Annotated in this window: 17 protein-coding genes; 8 read left to right on the top strand and 9 right to left on the bottom strand. The window is 66.4% G+C overall.

Annotated elements, in window-relative coordinates; translation table 11 throughout:
• Positions 1–40: 40 nt before the first annotated feature.
• Positions 41–832, bottom strand: coding sequence for a helix-turn-helix domain-containing protein (locus tag ACRCUN_RS26490; RefSeq protein WP_462144597.1), 792 nt, complete (start codon positions 830–832; stop codon positions 41–43).
• Between the two features lie 92 nt (positions 833–924).
• Here ACRCUN_RS26490 and ACRCUN_RS26495 point away from each other — a divergent pair, with 92 nt between their 5' ends.
• Complete coding sequence (locus tag ACRCUN_RS26495; RefSeq protein WP_462144598.1) at positions 925–1281, top strand: hypothetical protein; 357 nt, start codon at positions 925–927, stop codon at positions 1279–1281.
• On the opposite strand, the gene ACRCUN_RS26500 is transcribed toward ACRCUN_RS26495, so the two are convergent.
• Positions 1220–2488 (bottom strand): cytochrome P450, encoded by a 1269-nt coding sequence (locus tag ACRCUN_RS26500; protein WP_462144599.1) that lies wholly within the window; start codon positions 2486–2488, stop codon positions 1220–1222. The two genes, ACRCUN_RS26495 and ACRCUN_RS26500, sit on opposite strands and share 62 nt — an antisense overlap.
• A gap of 221 nt (positions 2489–2709) precedes the next feature.
• On the opposite strand from ACRCUN_RS26500, the gene ACRCUN_RS26505 reads away from it, so the two are divergent.
• Positions 2710–3093 (top strand): dopamine receptor D4, encoded by a 384-nt coding sequence (locus ACRCUN_RS26505; protein WP_462144600.1) that lies wholly within the window; start codon positions 2710–2712, stop codon positions 3091–3093.
• A 3-nt stretch (positions 3094–3096) separates the two neighbouring features.
• On the opposite strand, the gene ACRCUN_RS26510 is transcribed toward ACRCUN_RS26505, so the two are convergent.
• From ACRCUN_RS26510 to ACRCUN_RS26525, 4 genes are all read right to left on the bottom strand, one after another.
• Positions 3097–5322: a molybdopterin-dependent oxidoreductase gene (locus ACRCUN_RS26510; protein ID WP_462144601.1), complete on the bottom strand. Its 2226-nt coding sequence runs from the start codon at positions 5320–5322 to the stop codon at positions 3097–3099.
• Positions 5319–5894 carry a TetR/AcrR family transcriptional regulator gene (locus ACRCUN_RS26515; RefSeq protein ID WP_462144602.1) on the bottom strand — a complete coding sequence of 192 codons (576 nt, stop codon included), beginning with the start codon at positions 5892–5894 and terminating at the stop codon, positions 5319–5321. The genes ACRCUN_RS26510 and ACRCUN_RS26515 overlap by 4 nt, the downstream gene beginning before the upstream one ends.
• 135 nt (positions 5895–6029) lie before the next feature.
• Positions 6030–7160, bottom strand: coding sequence for a nitronate monooxygenase (locus tag ACRCUN_RS26520; RefSeq protein WP_462144603.1), 1131 nt, complete (start codon positions 7158–7160; stop codon positions 6030–6032).
• A 98-nt stretch (positions 7161–7258) separates the two neighbouring features.
• A complete protein-coding gene (locus ACRCUN_RS26525) occupies positions 7259–7624 on the bottom strand; it encodes a VOC family protein (protein WP_462144604.1) in 366 nt (121 codons plus the stop codon).
• A gap of 56 nt (positions 7625–7680) precedes the next feature.
• On the opposite strand from ACRCUN_RS26525, the gene ACRCUN_RS26530 reads away from it, so the two are divergent.
• A complete protein-coding gene (locus ACRCUN_RS26530) occupies positions 7681–8418 on the top strand; it encodes an HAD family hydrolase (RefSeq protein ID WP_462144605.1) in 738 nt (245 codons plus the stop codon).
• Positions 8419–8438: 20 nt separating this feature from the next.
• Here ACRCUN_RS26530 and ACRCUN_RS26535 read toward each other — a convergent pair whose 3' ends face one another.
• The gene (locus tag ACRCUN_RS26535) at positions 8439–9515 is read right to left on the bottom strand and encodes an NAD(P)H-dependent amine dehydrogenase family protein (RefSeq protein WP_462144606.1); all 1077 of its coding nucleotides are present in this window, start codon (positions 9513–9515) and stop codon (positions 8439–8441) included.
• Positions 9516–9594: 79 nt separating this feature from the next.
• Here ACRCUN_RS26535 and ACRCUN_RS26540 point away from each other — a divergent pair, with 79 nt between their 5' ends.
• The 5 genes from ACRCUN_RS26540 (at position 9595) to ACRCUN_RS26560 (ending at position 16069) form a co-directional block, all read left to right on the top strand.
• The gene (locus ACRCUN_RS26540) at positions 9595–10332 is read left to right on the top strand and encodes a glucose 1-dehydrogenase (RefSeq protein ID WP_462144607.1); all 738 of its coding nucleotides are present in this window, start codon (positions 9595–9597) and stop codon (positions 10330–10332) included.
• A gap of 145 nt (positions 10333–10477) precedes the next feature.
• Positions 10478–13216 carry a glycoside hydrolase family 2 protein gene (locus ACRCUN_RS26545; protein WP_462144672.1) on the top strand — a complete coding sequence of 913 codons (2739 nt, stop codon included), beginning with the start codon at positions 10478–10480 and terminating at the stop codon, positions 13214–13216.
• Between the two features lie 9 nt (positions 13217–13225).
• Positions 13226–13450 (top strand): hypothetical protein, encoded by a 225-nt coding sequence (locus ACRCUN_RS26550; RefSeq protein WP_085150463.1) that lies wholly within the window; start codon positions 13226–13228, stop codon positions 13448–13450.
• A 75-nt stretch (positions 13451–13525) separates the two neighbouring features.
• Entirely contained in the window at positions 13526–14755 is a 1230-nt protein-coding gene (locus ACRCUN_RS26555) for an enhanced intracellular survival protein Eis (RefSeq protein WP_462144608.1), read from the top strand.
• A 48-nt stretch (positions 14756–14803) separates the two neighbouring features.
• On the top strand, positions 14804–16069 hold the full coding sequence (locus ACRCUN_RS26560) for a competence/damage-inducible protein A (protein WP_462144609.1): 1266 nt from the start codon (positions 14804–14806) through the stop codon (positions 16067–16069).
• A gap of 7 nt (positions 16070–16076) precedes the next feature.
• On the opposite strand, the gene ACRCUN_RS26565 is transcribed toward ACRCUN_RS26560, so the two are convergent.
• Together ACRCUN_RS26565 and ACRCUN_RS26570 are read right to left on the bottom strand one after the other, a co-directional pair.
• The gene (locus ACRCUN_RS26565; RefSeq protein WP_462144673.1) at positions 16077–16724 is read right to left on the bottom strand and encodes an MBL fold metallo-hydrolase; all 648 of its coding nucleotides are present in this window, start codon (positions 16722–16724) and stop codon (positions 16077–16079) included.
• Between the two features lie 60 nt (positions 16725–16784).
• Positions 16785–17699 carry an alpha/beta fold hydrolase gene (locus tag ACRCUN_RS26570; protein ID WP_462144610.1) on the bottom strand — a complete coding sequence of 305 codons (915 nt, stop codon included), beginning with the start codon at positions 17697–17699 and terminating at the stop codon, positions 16785–16787.
• Between the last annotated feature and the right edge of the window lie 20 nt (positions 17700–17719).

Below are 17719 nucleotides of genomic sequence, written 5' to 3' on the forward strand. Positions count from 1 at the left end.
ACCGGTAAGAGGTCAAGTGGTCAGACCAGTGAGCTCGCAGTCAGCGCAACGCGGCGGCAGTCTGCTCGTCGGCGGGCAGGAAGGCCTCGATGCTCAGTTCTGCCGCGGTGAGATCCAGCGCGGTGCCGAAGGTGGTCACGGTCGACAGAAACGTGAGTACGTCGCCCCGCGGTGTGGCCAACTCCAACGGCACCACCACACCACCGAGATCGCGAACCTGAGCCAATCCGCCCGGGTACGACTCGATCTCGGTCAAGAGGTCGGCCAACTCGGCCGAACCGCTGACCGACACCTCCCGGCGCAGCCGGGTGATGAGGTGATGGCGCCATTCGGCCAGGTTGCGGATACGCGGGGCCATGCCTTCGGGATGCAGGGTGATGCGCAATGCATTCGGCTCTGCCAGCAGGTGCTGTGCGACGCCTTCCAGCATCACACCCGCACCGGCATTGGCCTGCAAGAGATTCCATCCGCGATCGATCACTACGCACGGATAGGGGTTGTAGGCCTCCAGAACCCGGCTTACGCCTTCGCGCACCGCACCCATGTCGGGGTCATCGAGTGTCCGCTCGGTGTATACCGGCGCCAGACCAGCCGCCAAGAGCAATTGATTCTGTTCGCGCAACGGCACATCGAGGACTTCGGCGAGCCGAAGCACCATCGCGCGGCTCGGGACGGATCGGCCGGTCTCGATGAAGCTGACATGTCGGGCCGACACGTCCGCCTCGATTGCGAGGTCGAGTTGGCTGATCCGGCGGCGCTGACGCCACTCGCGCATCAGCGGACCGATCGATGTCTGGGCGGCGAGGGTGGTCACCACCTGAGTGTCAACCATCCGACGGCAAGCGGCTACTACCTCTCGGGTAATTGCGGTGATTACCCCACGGGCGTCACCGTGGAGTCGTCGACGAATATGAGGAGGCGACGATGCAGGCGGTGCAGCACACCCCACGTCCGATTCCCCGCTGGCTCCGGTTCGTGATGGCCGCGGACCGGGCAGGTTCGGCGTGGTACGTCGGAACCGGGTTCTTCTTCGCACCGGTTCTCGCGGTGCTGTCGCCGTGGCCGGCGCTGACGACCGTGTTGTGGATCGGGATCGCACTGGCCGGGCTGTGGCTGGGATTGCTCGGCATCGCGATGGCGACCGGGCTGGCGATGGTGCTCCGGTCGAACACCGAGATCCCCGAAGACTACTGGCGCTCCATCATCGACTATCCGAGTACTAGTGCGCGACAGGACATGTCGCACCGGCAGCGCCCCGGTAGTCGACCTGCCAATGTTTGATGCCGTTGAGCCAGCCCGACCGCAGCCGTTCCGGTGCGGACAGCGGTGTGAGGTCGGGCGTCTCATCGGCGATCGCGTTGAACATCAGGTCGATCGTCATCCGGGCGAGGTTGGCGCCGATGCAGTAGTGCGCACCCGTACCGCCGAAACCTACGTGGGGATTCGGGTCGCGCAGGATGTTGAACGTGAACGGGTCTTCGAACACGTCCTCGTCGAAGTTCGCCGAGCGGTAGAACATCACGACCCGCTGGCCTTTCTTGATGGGCACGCCGGACAGTTCGGTGTCCTCGAGCGCGGTGCGCTGAAACGACGTGACCGGTGTCGCCCAACGCACGATCTCGTCGGCGGTGGTGCTCGGCCGCTCGCGCTTGAACAGTTCCCATTGATCGGGATGGTCGGTGAACGCCATCATGCCCTGGGTGATCGAATTGCGGGTCGTCTCGTTACCCGCCACGGCGAGGAGGATGACGAAGAATCCGAATTCGTCGTCGGACAGCTTGTGGCCCTCGACGTCAGCCTGCAGAAGCTTGGTGACGAGGTCGTCGCCGGGATTCTCGGCGCGCTCGGCCGCCATCTGCATGCCGTACATGATCAATTCGACCGATGCGCTGATGGCGTCGTTGTTCGCGAACTCCGGATCCTGGTCGCCGACCATTTGATTGGACCAGTCGAACAGCTTTTTGCGGTCCTCTTGGGGCACGCCCATCAGACCCGCGATCGCCTGCAGTGGCAGTTCACATGACACCTGTTCGACGAAATCTCCTCGGCCCTCGGCGGCCGCGGTACGAACGATCGTGCGTGCGCGTTCGGCAAGGTCATCGCGGAGGCGTTCCACGGCGCGCGGCGTGAAGGCGCGCGAGATGATCTTGCGCAGATGGGTGTGGTGCGGGGCGTCCATGTTGAGCAGCACGAACTTTCCCTGGTCGATCTGCTGCGGGATGGTGCCCTCGCGGTAGCGCGGCAGCGCGGTCTTCTCCAGGCTGGAGAACACGTCGCTGCGCAGCGACACCTCCTTGACGTCCTTGTGCTTGGTGACGACCCAGAACCCGCCGTCGTCGAATCCGCCGGCGCCGCGCGGTTGCTCGTTCCACCAGATCGGTGCCAGCTTGCGCATCTCGGCGAGTTCTTCGATGGGCAACCGTTCCGCGTAGATGTCGGGATCGGTGAAGTCGAATCCGGCGGGAAGGTGAAGGGCAGGCTCGCTCATGACCACAGGGGTTCTCCTTGGTACGGCGTCTAGTTCACGTAATCAATTGCTACACCAAGGAACCAAGTGTTCGCGGGAGGTTACTCAAACTCCTCAAAACTCCCGACGCGTCGTTCTGAAACGTGTTCCACTGGATAACTCAAGAGAACATCCGCCACAGCTGTAACACTCCGGCGGGGTCAGGGGAAAAACAGGAAAAACCTGGACGAAGGGGGATCGCGGTGCACAGCAGAGTTATCAGAAGCGCAGCTGGCGTCGCCGTCTGCTGTGCTGCAGCCCTGGCCGGCGTTCTGGCGGCGCCATCGGCGGTCGCCGACCCGGGACCGCCGCCACCGCCGGCACCCGCCGTGGCCGACCCGGTGGAGGGCACGCCGCATCTGTCCAGCCTGCAGAACCTGCCACCCGGGACGACCGATGTCCCGGCCGGCCCACAGCAGGGCCGCGGCGTGTCCTACCTGCGCGACATCTGGCATGCCATGCAGACCCAGGACGTCAGCTTCAACGAAGCACTGTTCCTGCTGACCCAACGCCCACTCGACCCGGCGGCGCTGCCACCGCCAGGGGTGGCGCCGGGGCCGCAGCCTCCGCAGCCGCCACCGGAGTAGCGGCTACACCCGCTCGATACGGGCCGGAACGTGCTTGTGCCATGGCGTTCCGGCATAGGCGTCACGCCATTCGGTGGAAGTGAGCACGTTGGGCGCCACACCTGGCGCCGCCACTTCGTCGCCGTCGGGATGGTCCAGGCCGTAACCGTTGGGCAATGAGGCATGACCGGGCAGCATCGCGTCGCTGATCTCGACGCTGGCCTCGGCGTGACCTGCCGCGGTGGTGACCAGCGCACGGCCACCGTCCACGAGGCCGAGCGCGTCGGCGTCCTCGACGCTCACCCGCAGCGCCCCGTCGGCATCGCGTTTACGCCACGCCGGGTCACGGATGATGTCATTGGCGGTGTATGCACGGCGTTCGCCGGCCGACAGCACGATCGGGAACTCGGGGCTGGTGAGTGGCGGCCGATCGGCGCGCAGTGCGCGGATGTCATCGAGCATCTCGGGCATCGCCAGCGCGATCTTGTGATCGGGATGGCCGATGAGGTTGAAGTCGTCGGCGTATTCGTGAACGGTGAAGGTCACGCCGGACCGGTGCGTCAGAATCGCTTCGAAGAGCGCGTTGCCGTCGGCATGCCCTGCTCGGCGCACGGCGTCCGGATACGTCATCGCGGCCTTCTGGGCCAGTCCCCACAGGGCCGCCGCACCGGCTAGCCCCTCGGGAAGCGTCGCACCCAACGTTTCGTAGAGCACGTAGGGAAGCACTTTCGTCAATGCCGGGTTCGACGAGACCGCGGCCAGAAACGCCGTGGAGAACGCCGGTAGACCGTCGGCGGCGGCTTTGCGCAACGGACGTAACTCGGCGTCGTCGACGACTCCGAGGGCGCGCACCAGTCGCGCCCAGATCTCGGGTTCCGGCAAGGTGCCCGCGAGCGGTTCGAACAGCCGATGGCGCAGGTGAAAAGTGTTGTGCGGGAACTCCAGATTGAAGAACGTCGCCTCGGGCTTCTCGAACTGGGTGGCAGCCGGCAGCACATAGTGGGCCTGGCGGGCGGTCTCGGTCATCGCGACGTCGATCACGACGAGAAACTCCAGCTCGGCGAGCGCGGCGCGTACGGCGGCCGAATCGGCGATCGAATGCGCGGGATTGCTGCTCTCGACGATCATGGCCCGGAAGCGGTCGGGGTGGTCGGTCAGAATCTCCTGCGGCACGACGTTGCTCGGGACGAGCCCGGCGATGACCGGGGCACCCGTGACCGGCGTGCGCCCGACCCCGGCCTTGCCGAACAGCGGGGCGAACGACGAATGCAGGTGTTGCGCACCGCGTTTGGCGAAGTTCCCGGTGAGTATCCACAGCAGTTTGTTGAGATACGAGCACAGGGTCGAGTTGGGTGACTGCTGGACGCCGAGGTCCTCGAACACCGCGACACTGGCGGCGCAGGCGATGCGACGCGAAGCCGCCCGGATCAGCTGTTCATCGACTCCGCAGCGGCGTGCGTAATCGGCGATGTCGACCTCAGCGAGAATGGCTCGAACCGTATCAACCCCGGTGACGTGCTCAGCGAGAAATGCCTCGTCACAGAGGTTTTCCTGCACGAGAACGGCGGCAAGCGCGGCAAGGCACCAGGCGTCGGTGCCCGGCCGTACGCGCAAGTGGTAGTCGGCCATCCTGGCGGTGTCGGTGATGACGGGGTCGATCACAACCATGGAGCGGGCCGGATCGTTCGCGATCTCGTTCAACACCACCCGTGCGCGCGGAAAACTCTGCGACATCCACGGGTTCTTGCCGACGAACACTGACACTTCGGCGTGCTCGAATTCGCCCCTCGTGTGGCCGCCGTACAGGTGCGCGTCGACCCAGGCTTCGCCGGTTTTCTCCTGGGCCAGGGCATTCGAGCGGTAACGCGACCCGAGTGACTTGAGGAACGCCGAGCTGTAGGCGCCGCCCAGGTGGTTTCCTTGCCCGCCGCCGCCGTAGTAGAAGATCCGTTCGCCGCCATAGGTTTTCGCGATCCGCTGAAATCCCTCCGCGACTTCGGCGATCGCGGTGTCCCAGTCGATCTCCTCGTAACTGCCGTCAGGACGTCGTCGCATGGGCGAGGTCAGGCGGTTGGCGTTGTTCTGATAGTGATCGAGCCTCAGCGCCTTGTTGCAGGTGTAGCCGCGAGACGCGGGGTGTTGTTTGTCGCCGCGGATCTTGGCCAGGGTACGGTCCTGGACTTGCACCACGATGCCGCAGTTACATTCGCACAGAATGCAAGCCGTGTGCTGCCATTCGTCGACGGTCACTGCGGTTCTCCGTTCGTCGTCGCCAATTGCTCGCGCAGTTGACGGTGGATCAGATCGAGTGGCTTGACGTCACGAGTGGCACGCGCGACGACGACCGCCCCTTCGATGGCGGTGGTGATCAGCATCGCCAGTTCCTCGGCGCGCCCGGCGTCCACACCGTCGGCCCGCAACCGCTGCGTGACCACCTGCGTCCACCGGACGAAGGCGGCACCCGCGCGTTCGAGAACCGCGGTGTCGGACTGTTGCGGGTCGCCGGCCTCGACCGCGACGGCGACCACGGGGCATCCGGCCCGGAAGTCGGTGTCGAGGAGTTGTTTGCGGAATCCGGCGATCAGACCGTCGAGCAGTGCCATGGCACTCGGCGCCTTGTCGAGCCGAGCGGCCACCTGGTCGCTCGCGTAATCGATTGCCTCGCACAGGAGTTGCGTGCGGCCGCCGGGGAAGTAGTGGTAGGCCGAGCCGCGGGGGGCGCCGCTGTGGGCAAGGACGTCGGCTATGGCGGTCGGGTGCGCCCCGCGCTCCCGGATCAGCAACGCTGCGGAGACCACCATGCGTTCGCGCGGGCCGGCCACATCCTCACCCTTCTTCGGCTATGTATGTAACCATACATAATCGACAGGTCGCACACCAGGCTTGCCGCCGAAACGACGAAATGGCTGCGGAAACCGGAGTTTCCGCAGCCATTTCGCTGCTTGCTGAAGCGTGGTCTACACGCCGGCCGCCTCGTTGAGGTTGTTCAGGGTCGACGTCGCGTCGAGGTACTCCTGCACCCACCGCTCGATCACCGCAGAGGTCTTCTCAACCTTCTCGAACTGGCCGACCACCTGGCCGACGGGGTTGAACGCCACGTCGACGGTTTCGTTGGGGTACTTGTGCGTCGCCGCGACGGCCATACCGGAAACCATGTATTGCAACGGCATCCCGAGCGGCTTGGGGTTCTCGGGCTGTTCCCACGCCTCGGTCCAGTCGTTGCGCAGCATGCGCGCGGGCTTGCCGGTGAACGACCGGCTGCGGACGGTGTCGCGGCTGGACGCCTTGGCGTAGGCGGCCTGCTGAACCGGAGTGTTCTCGGCCTCCTCGACCATCAGCCACTGCGAGCCCGTCCAGGCGCCTGCTGCGCCGAGGGCCAGCGCCGCGGCGATCTGCTGGCCGCTGCCGATACCGCCTGCGGCCAGCACCGGAACCGGGGCCACTTCCTTCACGACCTGCGGCCACAGCACGATGGAGCCGACCTCGCCACTGTGCCCGCCCGCCTCGCCGCCCTGCGCGATGATTATGTCGACGCCGGCGTCGGCATGCTTGCGGGCCTGCGACGGCGACCCACACAGGGCAGCCACCTTGCGGCCCTGCGCGTGGATGTTCTCGATCATGTCGGCAGGCGGTGTCCCGAGGGCGTTGGCGATCAGCGTCATCTTCGGGTGCCGTAGCGCGATCTCGACCTGCGGCGTCGCGGTGGCCTCGGTCCAACCGAGAAGCTGCAGCGCATTGTCGTCGCTGTCGTCGATCGGCACGCCGTGGTCGGCGAGGATCTTCTTCGCGAAGTCCAGGTGCTCCTGCGGCACCAGTGACTGCAGCATGCCCTTGAGCTCATCGGCGGACATGTTGGCATCCATGCCCTCGTACTTGTTGGGAATCACGATGTCGACGCCGTACGGGTGATCGCCGATGTGCTCGTCGATCCAGTTCAGTTCGATCTCGAGTTGCTCGGGGGTGAATCCGACCGCGCCCAGTACACCGAAGCCGCCGGCCTTGCTGACCGCGACCACGACGTCACGACAGTGGGTGAACGCGAAGATCGGGAACTCGATGCCGAGTTCGTCGCAGAGGGCGGTGTGCATACCTGCTCCTTGTGGGCGGTGGATGTACAAGTTCACGAATTGAAACGTGTTCTAGTTTAATACGTCACCGGCGCCGCGCGGGGTCGGACCCGGCTGAATCAAACAAGTTCCTGAACGAATGAGACCTCGTTGCCATCCGGATCGGCGACGTCGAGGACGGCGACCATATCGGCGATGACCTGCGGTTCTCCGACCTCGATGTCGTAGTCGACCAGGGCTGTCATGGTCGCGGCAAGATCGGAGACCCCGAACCGAACCGCCGTCCGACCCGCGGCGGCCTCATCGGTGACGAGCTGTAGCCACGCGGTCGCGGTCAATTGCCATTCGGCGACGCCGTCCACCGGTTGCAGGTCGGGCTCGCGGCCCATGATGCGGGCATACCAAGCCAGTGACTCGCCGAATCGGCTGGTGGCGACGACGGCGGCGATGTCGTTGATGACGACGTCTTGCGGCTGAGGAGCCATAGCCCATTTCTAGTCTGGATTCGACCGGCAGCCCAGACCCTTGATGTACTTGCGATATGGGACTGACCTTGTCGCCACCGGAATCGCTCGAGGAGATCGGCACGGGTCCGGGCGGTGCGCAGGTGGGAGCCTTTTTCGACCTCGACGGCACCCTCGTGGACGGGTTCACCGCAACCGCCCACGCCCGCCACCGCATCCGGCAGAGGCAGGCTGCCTTCGGCGAGATCCTCGGGATCATCGAGGCCTCGATCCGCTATCGCATCGGCAGGATGCCGTTCGAGCGGTTACTGGTGCGGGCCGCCGGATACCTGCGCGGTGAGTCGCTCGACGAACTGGACGACCTCGGTGAGCTGCTGTTCGCCGAGCGCTTCGCGCACCGGGTCTATCCGCACATGCGCGATGTCGTGCGTCGGCATCAGGACCGTGGCCACACCGTCGTGATGAGCTCGTCGGCGCTGACCATCCACGCCGAACCGGTCGCGCGTCACCTCGGTATCGGCCACGTGCTGTGCAACCACTTCGAGACCGATGAGAACGGCCGGTTGACCGGAGGAATCGTCAAACCCGTCATCTGGGGGGCGCGCAAGGCTGACGCGGTTCAGGGCTTCTGTTCGAGCAATGACGTTGAGCTGCAGCGTAGTTACTTCTACGCCGATGGTCCCGAGGACAGCGCGCTGATGCGGTTGGTGGGCCATCCGAGACCCGTCAATCCGCGGCCCGGTCTGGCCGCCGCCGCGGCGAACCACGGCTGGCCCGTGCTGTCGCTGGACCGTCCGGTGGCGCGCCGGCGCTAGGCCGAGCGGACCGGCGCGCGTCAGCCCAACCCGTAGAGCCCTTTGCCGGTGACCAGCGGCATGTCGAGAGTCGTCCGGATGCCGGGCGCGGCGGCGACCACATCGGGAATCGCGTTCACGATGCGGCCGGCCGCCGCGACGATCGCGGCATGGTTGTGGTCGCCCTTGCGGCTCGTGGGGCAGATGTCGACGGCGTAGGACGGTTCGCCGACGATCTCGACGCGGTAGGAGCCGCCGGGCTGCGCCGGCTGTGCCCAATCCGGACGCAGATCGCCGCGCAAGCGGGTGACGTGTTCGATGACGATCGCCGGTTCGCCCTTGACCATGCCGCGGATCTCGAACCGAAGTGCCGCCACAGTGCCTTTCGCGACGTGGCCGGCGGCGATGTCGAACGCCTCGGGTGCCGGCTCCTTTTCGCAGACCTCGGTGATGTCGTCGATCTCGATGCCCAAGCCGGCCGCCAGCTGGCGAATCGACGTACCCCACGCGATGCTCAGCACACCCGGCTGGAACAGGATCGGCGTCTCGTCGAGCGGTTTGCCGAAGCCCATCACGTCGAACATCACGGTCACGCCGTCGTAGGTCGCGTAGTCGGCGATCTCCATGCACCTGACCTGTTCGATGCTCTGGCAGGTGCCGGCAAGGGCGAATGGGATCAGGTCGTTGGCGAAGCCGGGATCGACGCCGGTGATGAACAGGCTCGCATTGCCGGCCTGGGCGGCTTCCTCGATGCCCGCGATGTACTTGCCCGGCATGAGCTTCCAGGGGAACTGCAGGCTCACCGGGGCCGACCCGACGACGTTGATGCCCGCGGCCAGCAGCCGCACCACGTCGGCGATCGCCTCCGGTCCGCGGGTGTCACCCATCGCGCAGTACACCGCACAGTCCGGTTTGGCCGCGATCACCGCGTCGAGATCGGCGACGGCGGTGACGCCGGTCGAAAGGTCAAGGCCGGCAAGCTCGCCCGCGTCCTTGCCGACCTTGGATTCGGCCGAGACGCACAGCGTCGTCAGCTCGTAGGCCGGATTGGTCAGGAGCCCGGTCAGCGCCAGGCGACCGACGTTTCCAGTTCCGATGTGGGCGACGCGAAAGACCATGGGAACGAAGTATGCCCACTCGGCAAGAAAATTGGAACAGGTTCTAATTTGTGCCGTGCCTGCGGTAGCCTCACGCGTCATGGGACGGGTTGACGGAAAAGTTGCACTGATCAGTGGTGGCGCACGCGGTATGGGCGCCGAACATGCCCGGGCCCTGGTGGCCGAGGGCGCCAAGGTGGTGATCGGCGACATCCTCGACGACGAGGGCAAGGCGCTCGCGGCCGCGCTCGGCGATGCCGCTCGCTACGTCCATCTCGACGTGACCGAAGCCGACCAGTGGGACGCCGCGGTCGCGACCGCGACGTCGGACTTCGGGCTGCTCAACGTGCTGGTCAACAACGCGGGCATCGTCGCGCTCGGGCAGATCGGCAAGTTCGACATGGCCCAGTGGCAGAAGGTCATCGACGTCAACCTGACCGGGACGTTCCTCGGCATGCAGGCGTCGGTCAAGGCGATGAAAGCCGCAGGCGGCGGCTCGATCATCAACGTCTCGTCGATCGAGGGACTGCGCGGCGCCGCGATGGTGCACCCCTATGTCGCGTCCAAATGGGCCGTGCGCGGTCTGACGAAGTCGGCTGCGCTCGAACTCGGGTCCAAACAGATTCGGGTCAACTCGATCCACCCGGGTTTCATCCGCACCCCGATGACCGAACATTTCCCGGAAGACATGCTCACCATCCCGCTGGGCCGGCCGGGCCAACCCGACGAAGTCTCGAGTTTTGTCGTCTTCTTGGCCAGTGACGAATCCCGCTACGCGACGGGTGCCGAATTCGTGATGGACGGTGGCCTGGTCAACGACGTACCACACAAGCTCTGACGGCATCCGGCGCGGCGGCGCGCGGCCCGCGGCGGCAGAATGACCGAACACGGCATCACGCCCGGCAGGCGGTGCCGCACCGGTCCCTGAGGAGCTGCCCATTTCCGTCCGACGCGCTCGTCTTCTGGTGGCCGCCGTCGTCAGCATGCTGGTGTCGTCGCTGTGCGTTGCCGACCTGCCGTCGTTCGCCCGGCCCGAACCGCCGTCGGGACGCATCGAGCTCGCGCAGGGTTGGGAGCTGGCGTCGGCCCGGAGCGTGCGAGCCGACGGCGCGGCGCTGTCGACGCCGGGTGACGTCGCAGGGGATTGGCATGGGGTCAAGACCATGCCCGCGACCGTCCTGCAGGCGCTGCAGGACGACGGAACCTATCCGGATCTGTACTTCGGCGAGAACCTCGCCAAGGTTCCCGATGACTTATGGCGCCAAGACTGGTGGTACCGAACGACGTTCGACGCCCCGCCCGCAAGCTCCAGCTACCGGCTGGAGTTTCCCGGCATCAACTACCGCGCCGAGGTGTGGCTCAACGGGACATTGATCGCGGGCAACTCGGTCGTGGTCGGTATGCACACCGCGCATGAGCTTGACGTGGCGCCGTGGATCAATCGCGGAAACGCCAACACCCTGGCGGTCAAGATCACACCGGAGCAGGCACTGCAAGACATCGACGGGGTGGAGCTCGCCGACAGCTGGTGGGACTGGATCAACTGGAACCGCATCGGCTACCAGGGGCCGGGCAAGGACCCGATGCGTGGGAACTCCTTTGTGCCCGACCGCAATGCGGGGATCTTCAAACCGGTTTACCTGAGCTTCTCCGGTCCCGCCGTGCTGAGCGACACGATGGTCACCACCGAGCTGCCGCTGCCTGCCACCGACCGGGCCCGGCTCACGGTGTACACCGGTATTCGCAACACCACCGGCAACGCGATGCGTGGCCTGGTGCGCGCCACGATCAGCCGGGCCGGTAAGCCCGATGTCGAGGTGGATCAGGCGGTGCGTCTGGCACCCGGCGAAACGCGCGAACTCCGGTTCGACCCGGACACTTTCGCCGCGCTGACCCTGCCGGATCCCGATCTGTGGTGGCCGTACACGATGGGGGAGCCCAACCTCTACGACGTGCGGGTGGAGTTCGTGCAGTACGGGCATGTCACCGACGCCGACCGGTCGCGTTTCGGTATCCGCACGGTTGAGCAGCACCGCGACGACGACGAGCAGTTCCCGGCTCTCGGGCGCGGCGGCAGCTTCTATCTCACCGTCAACGGCCGCGACTTCCTGGTTCGCGGCGCGGCGTACACACCGGATCTGCTGTTCCGGTATGACCCGCAGCGGGAGAACGCGATCCTGGGCTATGTCCGCGACATGGGCCTCAACATGCTGCGGCTGGAGGGAAAGTTCCCGGGCAACAACATCATCGAGCGCGCCGACGAACTCGGCATCCCGCTGATGTACGGGTGGATGTGCTGCAACCAGTGGGAGAAATGGTGGCAGTGGGACGACGAGGATCGCCGTGTCGCGGACGACAGCCTGCGCTCGCAGATCTTGTCGCTACGTGGCCATCCGTCGGCGTTCCTGTGGGCCAACGGTAGTGACGGCAAGCCGCCGCAGCCCGTCCTCGACGGCTACCACGACATTCTGGACGAATTGCACTGGCCCAACGCCGTCGTCGACACGGTGTCCTCGCTGGCCCATGACGACAAGGGAGAGGTGGATTGGGACGGTATCCATATGGCCGGCCCGTACACCTGGCGTCCGCCGAGCTACTGGTTCAGCGGGCGCTACCAGGCGGCCCGCGGCGCGAATGCCGAACAGGGCGACAACGAGCACATCCCGCCGTTCGCGAGCCTCAAGAAGTTCATCCCGCCCGACAAACTCTGGCCGATCAACGATGCGTGGTACTTCCACGCCGGGGCCGACCCGGGCAACGCCAACCTGAACAGCATCCGCACCGCGGTCATGCAGCGGTACGGGTCCTCACGCAGTGCCGAGGAGTTCGCGCGCAAGGCGCAGGCCGCGCACTACGAGTCCACCCGCGCGCAGTTCGAGGCGTTCGCGGCGCTCGGCTGGGCCACCCACAAGATGACGGTCTACTGGATGCTCAACAACCACTGGCCGTCGTTCTTCGGTCACCTCTTCGACTATTACCTGCGGCCGGGTGGCGCGTACTTCGGCGCCAAGAAAGGCTTGCGGCCGCTGTCGGTCGTGTTCGACTCGTATGCCACCGGCGACCATGACACGGCCAACATCACGGTCGTCAATCAATCACCCGCTGCGCGGGACGACCTGCGCGTGCGGGTCCGCACCTATGACCTCGCCGGCCAGGTGCGCGACGACCGGACGAGCGGTCCGGTCGCGGTGGCATCCGGCGGCGCGACCCAGGTCTTGGGGCTGCCGCGCCCGGCTCACATATCCGAGGTGTATTTCGTGCGGTGCGAACTCCTCGACGCCGCAGGCTCGGTCATCGCCGACAACACGTACTGGCAATCCCAGCAGCGCGACGACGTCGGCAGCCCGTCCAACGACTGGGCGTTCGACCTGCGGCAGACGAGCTGGGCCGACATGACTCCGCTCAACACCATGGCGCGGGTTCCGCTGCGTGTGACGGCTCAGCGGTCGCCCGAAGGCGATGGCACGACCGTGACCATCCGGCTGCACAATCCCACCCGCCGCATCGCGTTCTTCGAGCGGGCCGAGATCACCTCAACGCGCGACGGTGACGAGATCCTGCCGATCGAATACTCCGACAACTACGTCACGGTCTATCCCGGAGAGACGGTCGAGCTGACCGGCCGAATCGGCGAACCAGAGCCGTCCGCGAAGTGGGTCCGGGTCAGCGGCTACAACACCGCGCCGGTGGTCGTGGCAGTCGACCAGCGGGCCCGACGATAGGATCGGCCCATGACCACAACCGACGAGCGGCATGAACTCGGTCAGCTGGCCGAGTCCGGCGGATGGCAGCACCGCGATCTCGACCGCGTCGACGTCTACCAGCGCGGCACCACCCGGATCCGCGTGGTGTGGCAGGGGTCGAGCGCAATCAGCGGTGCAACGCTGTATCACGACGACATCATGACCACCTACACCCGTGACCTCGCAGCGGTGAACGGCTGGCTCAAGCGCTGACGCCGCGCCGAAAAGCCTGACCAACCCCGAAAATCGGTCGCGGCCGACCGGCCGCGTGTGGCACCGTCGAATCCTGTGAGCGAGACCGCGACTGAACTGACTCCGCAAATCCTGCACGACATCACCGACGCCGATTGGGCCGGGATGGCAATGCTCGGCGGCACCGCTTTCGGTGAACTCGAGGATCCGGAAACGATGGCCGTCTGGCGCGGACTCGTGCCTGCCGGCGGGGCGGTCGTGGTGCGCGACGGCGGCGACGGTTCGTCCGCCGACATCGTCGGGCAGTCGCTCTACCTCGATCTCACACTGACCGTGCCGGGCGGGGCGGAACTTCCGGTCGCCGGTCTGAGCTTCGTCGCGGTTGCGCCCACCCATCGGCGGCGCGGCATTCTGCGCGCGATGTACACCGACCTGCACGATCGGATCGCCGACGCCGGCTATCCGATCGCGGCCCTGACGGCGAGCGAGGGCGGGATCTACGGCCGCTTCGGCTACGGACCGGCGACCACCGTGCAGGAGGTGTCCATCGACCGGCGGTTCGCCGGTTTCCATGCCTCGGCGCCTGATCCGGGCGGCGTGCGCATGGTCAAACCGGCTGAACATCGCGACGAGTTGATCGACATCTACGACCGTTGGCGACGACAGACCCCCGGCGGCCTCGTACGGCCTGCGGGACTGTGGGATGACCTGCTGGCGGACCGGGAGAAGGCCCGTGGCGGCGGCACCGAATGGTTCGCCTTCCTGCACCGCGACGGCTATGCGCTGTACCGGTTGCACGGCGACGGCCCGAAGGTCGTGCGCGTCGGTGAGCTCACCGCCGCCACGCCCGAGGCGCACGCGGCCTTGTGGCGGGCACTGCTCGGCCTGGATCTGATGGAGAAGGTCACGACCTGGACGCATCCGGGCGACGCGTTGCCCTATCTGCTCACCAATCCGCGGCTGGCCCGGGTGACGTCGAGCGCCGACGATCTGTGGTTGCGCATCATGAACGTCCCGCGCGCACTTGAGGCCAGGCACTATTCCGCCGACCTGGACGTGGTGCTGGAGGTCGCCGACGGTTTCCGCAGCGACGGCGGACGATTCGCCGTGCAGATCACGAACGGCCGGGCACGATGCACACCGACCGGCGAAGCCGCCGACGTCGAACTCGACCTCGACGTGCTGGGCAGCCTGTATCTGGGCGGGCACCGAGCCGACGGCTTCGTCGCGGCAAACCGCGTGCGTGCCAAGGACTTTGAAATTGTGCAGCGGCTCAGCGCGGCATTCGTCAGCGCCGTGCCCGCCGAATTGGGGTTCAGTTTCTGAGTCGGGGGTTTTCGTACCAGGCCCGCACCGATGCGTAAGGTGCAATCCGTGAGCGCACGTGCAGGCATCGTCGTTACCGGAACAGAGGTCCTTACCGGCCGGATTCAGGACCGCAACGGTCCGTGGCTGGCCGACCAGCTCCTCGAGCTCGGGGTCGAACTCGCCCACATCACGATCTGTGGCGACCGTCCCCGCGACATCGAGGCCCAGTTGCGGTTCCTGGCCGCCGAGGGTGTGGACCTGATTATCACCTCCGGTGGCCTGGGCCCGACCGCAGACGATCTCACGGTCGCGACCGTGGCCGAGTTCTGCGGACGGGAACTGGTTTTGGACGCGGCCTTGGAAGAGCGCATCGCTGCCATCCTGCGCAAGCTCATGAGCGGGCGTCCCGGCGTCGATTTCGACGCGGTCCGCGCGGCCAACCGTAAACAGGCCCTCGTGCCGGTCGGTGCGGAAGTCCTCGAACCCGTCGGCACCGCACCCGGCGTCGTCGTTCCGGGTAGTCCGACGGTGGTGGTGCTGCCGGGGCCGCCGCGCGAACTGCAGCCGATGTGGTCCCGAGCTGTCGCGACAGACGCTGTGCAACAGGCCATCTCGGGCCGGACCGTGTATCGGCAGGACATGGTGCGGATGTTCGGTCTGCCAGAATCGGGTTTGGCCGAAACCCTGCGCGAGGCAGAGGGTTCCATCGCCGGATTCGACGAGCTAGAGATCACCACGTGCCTGCGGCGTGGCGAGCTCGAGATCGTCACACGCTACGAGCCGCAGGCGGCAGGCGCCTATGGTGATCTGCTCGCGCTGCTGCGGGATCGCCACGGTGATGCGGTTTTTTCCGAGGACGGTGCGACGGTCGACGATCAGGTTGCCGCGCTCCTCGCCGGCCGGCGCATCGCGACGGCGGAATCCTGCACCGGTGGGCTTCTGGCGGCTCGGTTGACCGATCGGCCAGGGGCGTCGGACTATCTGGCCGGTGGGGTGGTCGCCTACGCCAACGAAGCAAAGGCCGAATTGTTGAATGTCGATCCCATGCTGATCGCCGAGCACGGCGCCGTCTCGGAACCGGTGGCGGATGCGATGGCGGCCGGAGCGCTGCACCACTTCGGCGCCGATGTCGCGGTGGCGATCACCGGCATCGCGGGTCCTGGCGGCGGATCCGCGGACAAACCGGTCGGCACGGTGTGCTTCTCGGTGCGGGCCGAAGGTGTCGCGGTGACACGCACTCTGCGGTTGCCCGGCGACCGCTCCGACATCCGGGAGCGATCGACGACGGTAGCCATGCACCTGCTGCGGCGGGCGCTCACCACCAGTTCCTGATCTCCGGTCAGTTCGTGGCAGGAACCGTGCGTAGTGCCTCGGCCACGCACTCGGACCAGGAACGCTCGCCAAGGACCGTGACAGCGCGGTCTCCGTATGCGCTGGAGATGACCACGTCAGGCTCCAGCGTCGCCAACAGCCGCAGACTCTCGGCCATCGCCGTGGCGTCGCCGACGCCGGGAATCACGAACGTCGACCAGCGGCCGTCGTCGCCGACGAACACGGTGTCCCCGGTGAACAGATAGTGGCCATCGGCGCCCTCGACCAAATAGCTTGTGCTGCCCGGGGTGTGGCCCGGCGTGGGAATCACCTCGACCCCGTTGCCGTCGAGGTGCCTGCTCGCCACCGGCACATGGATGTCCGAGTGTTTGCCGATGGTGGCCGACTCTGCCGCGGGGGCGTGCAAGCGTGCCCCGAAGTGATCGGCGATGCGGGCCAGCATCGGCCCGGCCTCGTCCTGATGCGACAGGTACTGATCCTCGACGCCGCCGAGCGATTCGATCGTGGCGAAGTCGGCATCGGTGGCCGGGCAGTAGAACAAGGCGTTGGACCCGGTCCGGCGCCCGCCGGGGGTCCACAGATATGCATGCGTGGTAAGCCCGGGAAACGGTGCGTCGGTGCGGGTTTCCCACAGGTCCGAGGCGATCTGGGTCATCGTGGTTGTCGTCATGACCGCAGCCTGCACCCTCAACAATGGTTGAGGTCAACCCGATGGTCAGACGAGTTTGCCTGCGTCCCAGATGTCGATCATCGAACCCATGATCTCTTGCGCGCAGCCCAGCCCGCCGAGGTGACTTTCGTACGGCAACTCGGTCAGCCTGGCCTCGGGCAGCCTCGCCACGACGTGCTGGCCGTGCGCGAACGGGACGATGTGGTCATGGTCGCCGTGCCACCACCGGATCGGGACCTTGACCTCGTCGAGCCGGAAGCCCCAGTCCCGCTCGAAGACCACGATGTCGTAGAACGGCGCGGCCAACTGCTTGCGGCTGCCGTTGAGCAGGTCGTCGAGGAACATCGCCTTGAACTCAGGCCGGGCCAGCATCCGCCGGTCGCCTTCCGGTGACAGCCGCGCATAGATCTCCAAAGCCGGCGAGGCCACCGGACGGATCAGCCGGATCAAGCCGGACGCGGCCAACCGGATCGGTGCTCCGGCCACCTGGATGACCGGCGCGACCACCGCGCCGAGTTGCATCAGCGGACTGCTGATGGCGTCGGGCCCGACCATCGGCGCAACGCCGCCGAGGACGCCCGCGGCGACCACGCGGTCAGGCATGGCCGCCGCGGCAGCGAGGGTGTACGGCCCACCGCCGGACAATCCGACGACGGCCAATTTGTCGATCCCGAGCGTGTCGGCGATCGCCCGCAGATCCGTGGCGAAATCCAGTACCGCCTCGTACTGATGCGGCGTGGAGGACCCGATGCCGGGTCGGTCCACGCCGATCAGCCGAATGTGGTTCTGCTCGGCGTATATCCGGGCCTCGGTGGGGATCTGGCGGCGCGCACCGGGAGTGCCGTGCAGCCAGAAGATGGCCCGCCCCTGTGGATCGCCGAATTCGGCGAATCCGAGTTGGCGGCCGTCGCCTACGGCGACATTGCCCTCCAGTTTGGGGCGATCAATGGGCATGACCATCTGCGTGCGCCTCGCCGCGT

This window comes from Mycobacterium venezuelense (genome assembly GCF_054919535.1).

Coding starts and splice junctions, on each gene's coding strand:
- ACRCUN_RS26540 (WP_462144607.1), top strand. CDS start 9,595: ATGGGACGGGTTGACGGAAAAGTTGCACTGATCAGTGGTGGCGCACGC.
- ACRCUN_RS26490 (WP_462144597.1), bottom strand. CDS start 832: ATGGTTGACACTCAGGTGGTGACCACCCTCGCCGCCCAGACATCGATC.
- ACRCUN_RS26530 (WP_462144605.1), top strand. CDS start 7,681: ATGGGACTGACCTTGTCGCCACCGGAATCGCTCGAGGAGATCGGCACG.
- ACRCUN_RS26550 (WP_085150463.1), top strand. CDS start 13,226: ATGACCACAACCGACGAGCGGCATGAACTCGGTCAGCTGGCCGAGTCC.
- ACRCUN_RS26495 (WP_462144598.1), top strand. CDS start 925: ATGCAGGCGGTGCAGCACACCCCACGTCCGATTCCCCGCTGGCTCCGG.
- ACRCUN_RS26520 (WP_462144603.1), bottom strand. CDS start 7,160: ATGCACACCGCCCTCTGCGACGAACTCGGCATCGAGTTCCCGATCTTC.
- ACRCUN_RS26525 (WP_462144604.1), bottom strand. CDS start 7,624: ATGGCTCCTCAGCCGCAAGACGTCGTCATCAACGACATCGCCGCCGTC.
- ACRCUN_RS26535 (WP_462144606.1), bottom strand. CDS start 9,515: ATGGTCTTTCGCGTCGCCCACATCGGAACTGGAAACGTCGGTCGCCTG.
- ACRCUN_RS26570 (WP_462144610.1), bottom strand. CDS start 17,699: ATGGTCATGCCCATTGATCGCCCCAAACTGGAGGGCAATGTCGCCGTA.
- ACRCUN_RS26500 (WP_462144599.1), bottom strand. CDS start 2,488: ATGAGCGAGCCTGCCCTTCACCTTCCCGCCGGATTCGACTTCACCGAT.
- ACRCUN_RS26545 (WP_462144672.1), top strand. CDS start 10,478: ATGCTGGTGTCGTCGCTGTGCGTTGCCGACCTGCCGTCGTTCGCCCGG.
- ACRCUN_RS26565 (WP_462144673.1), bottom strand. CDS start 16,724: ATGACCCAGATCGCCTCGGACCTGTGGGAAACCCGCACCGACGCACCG.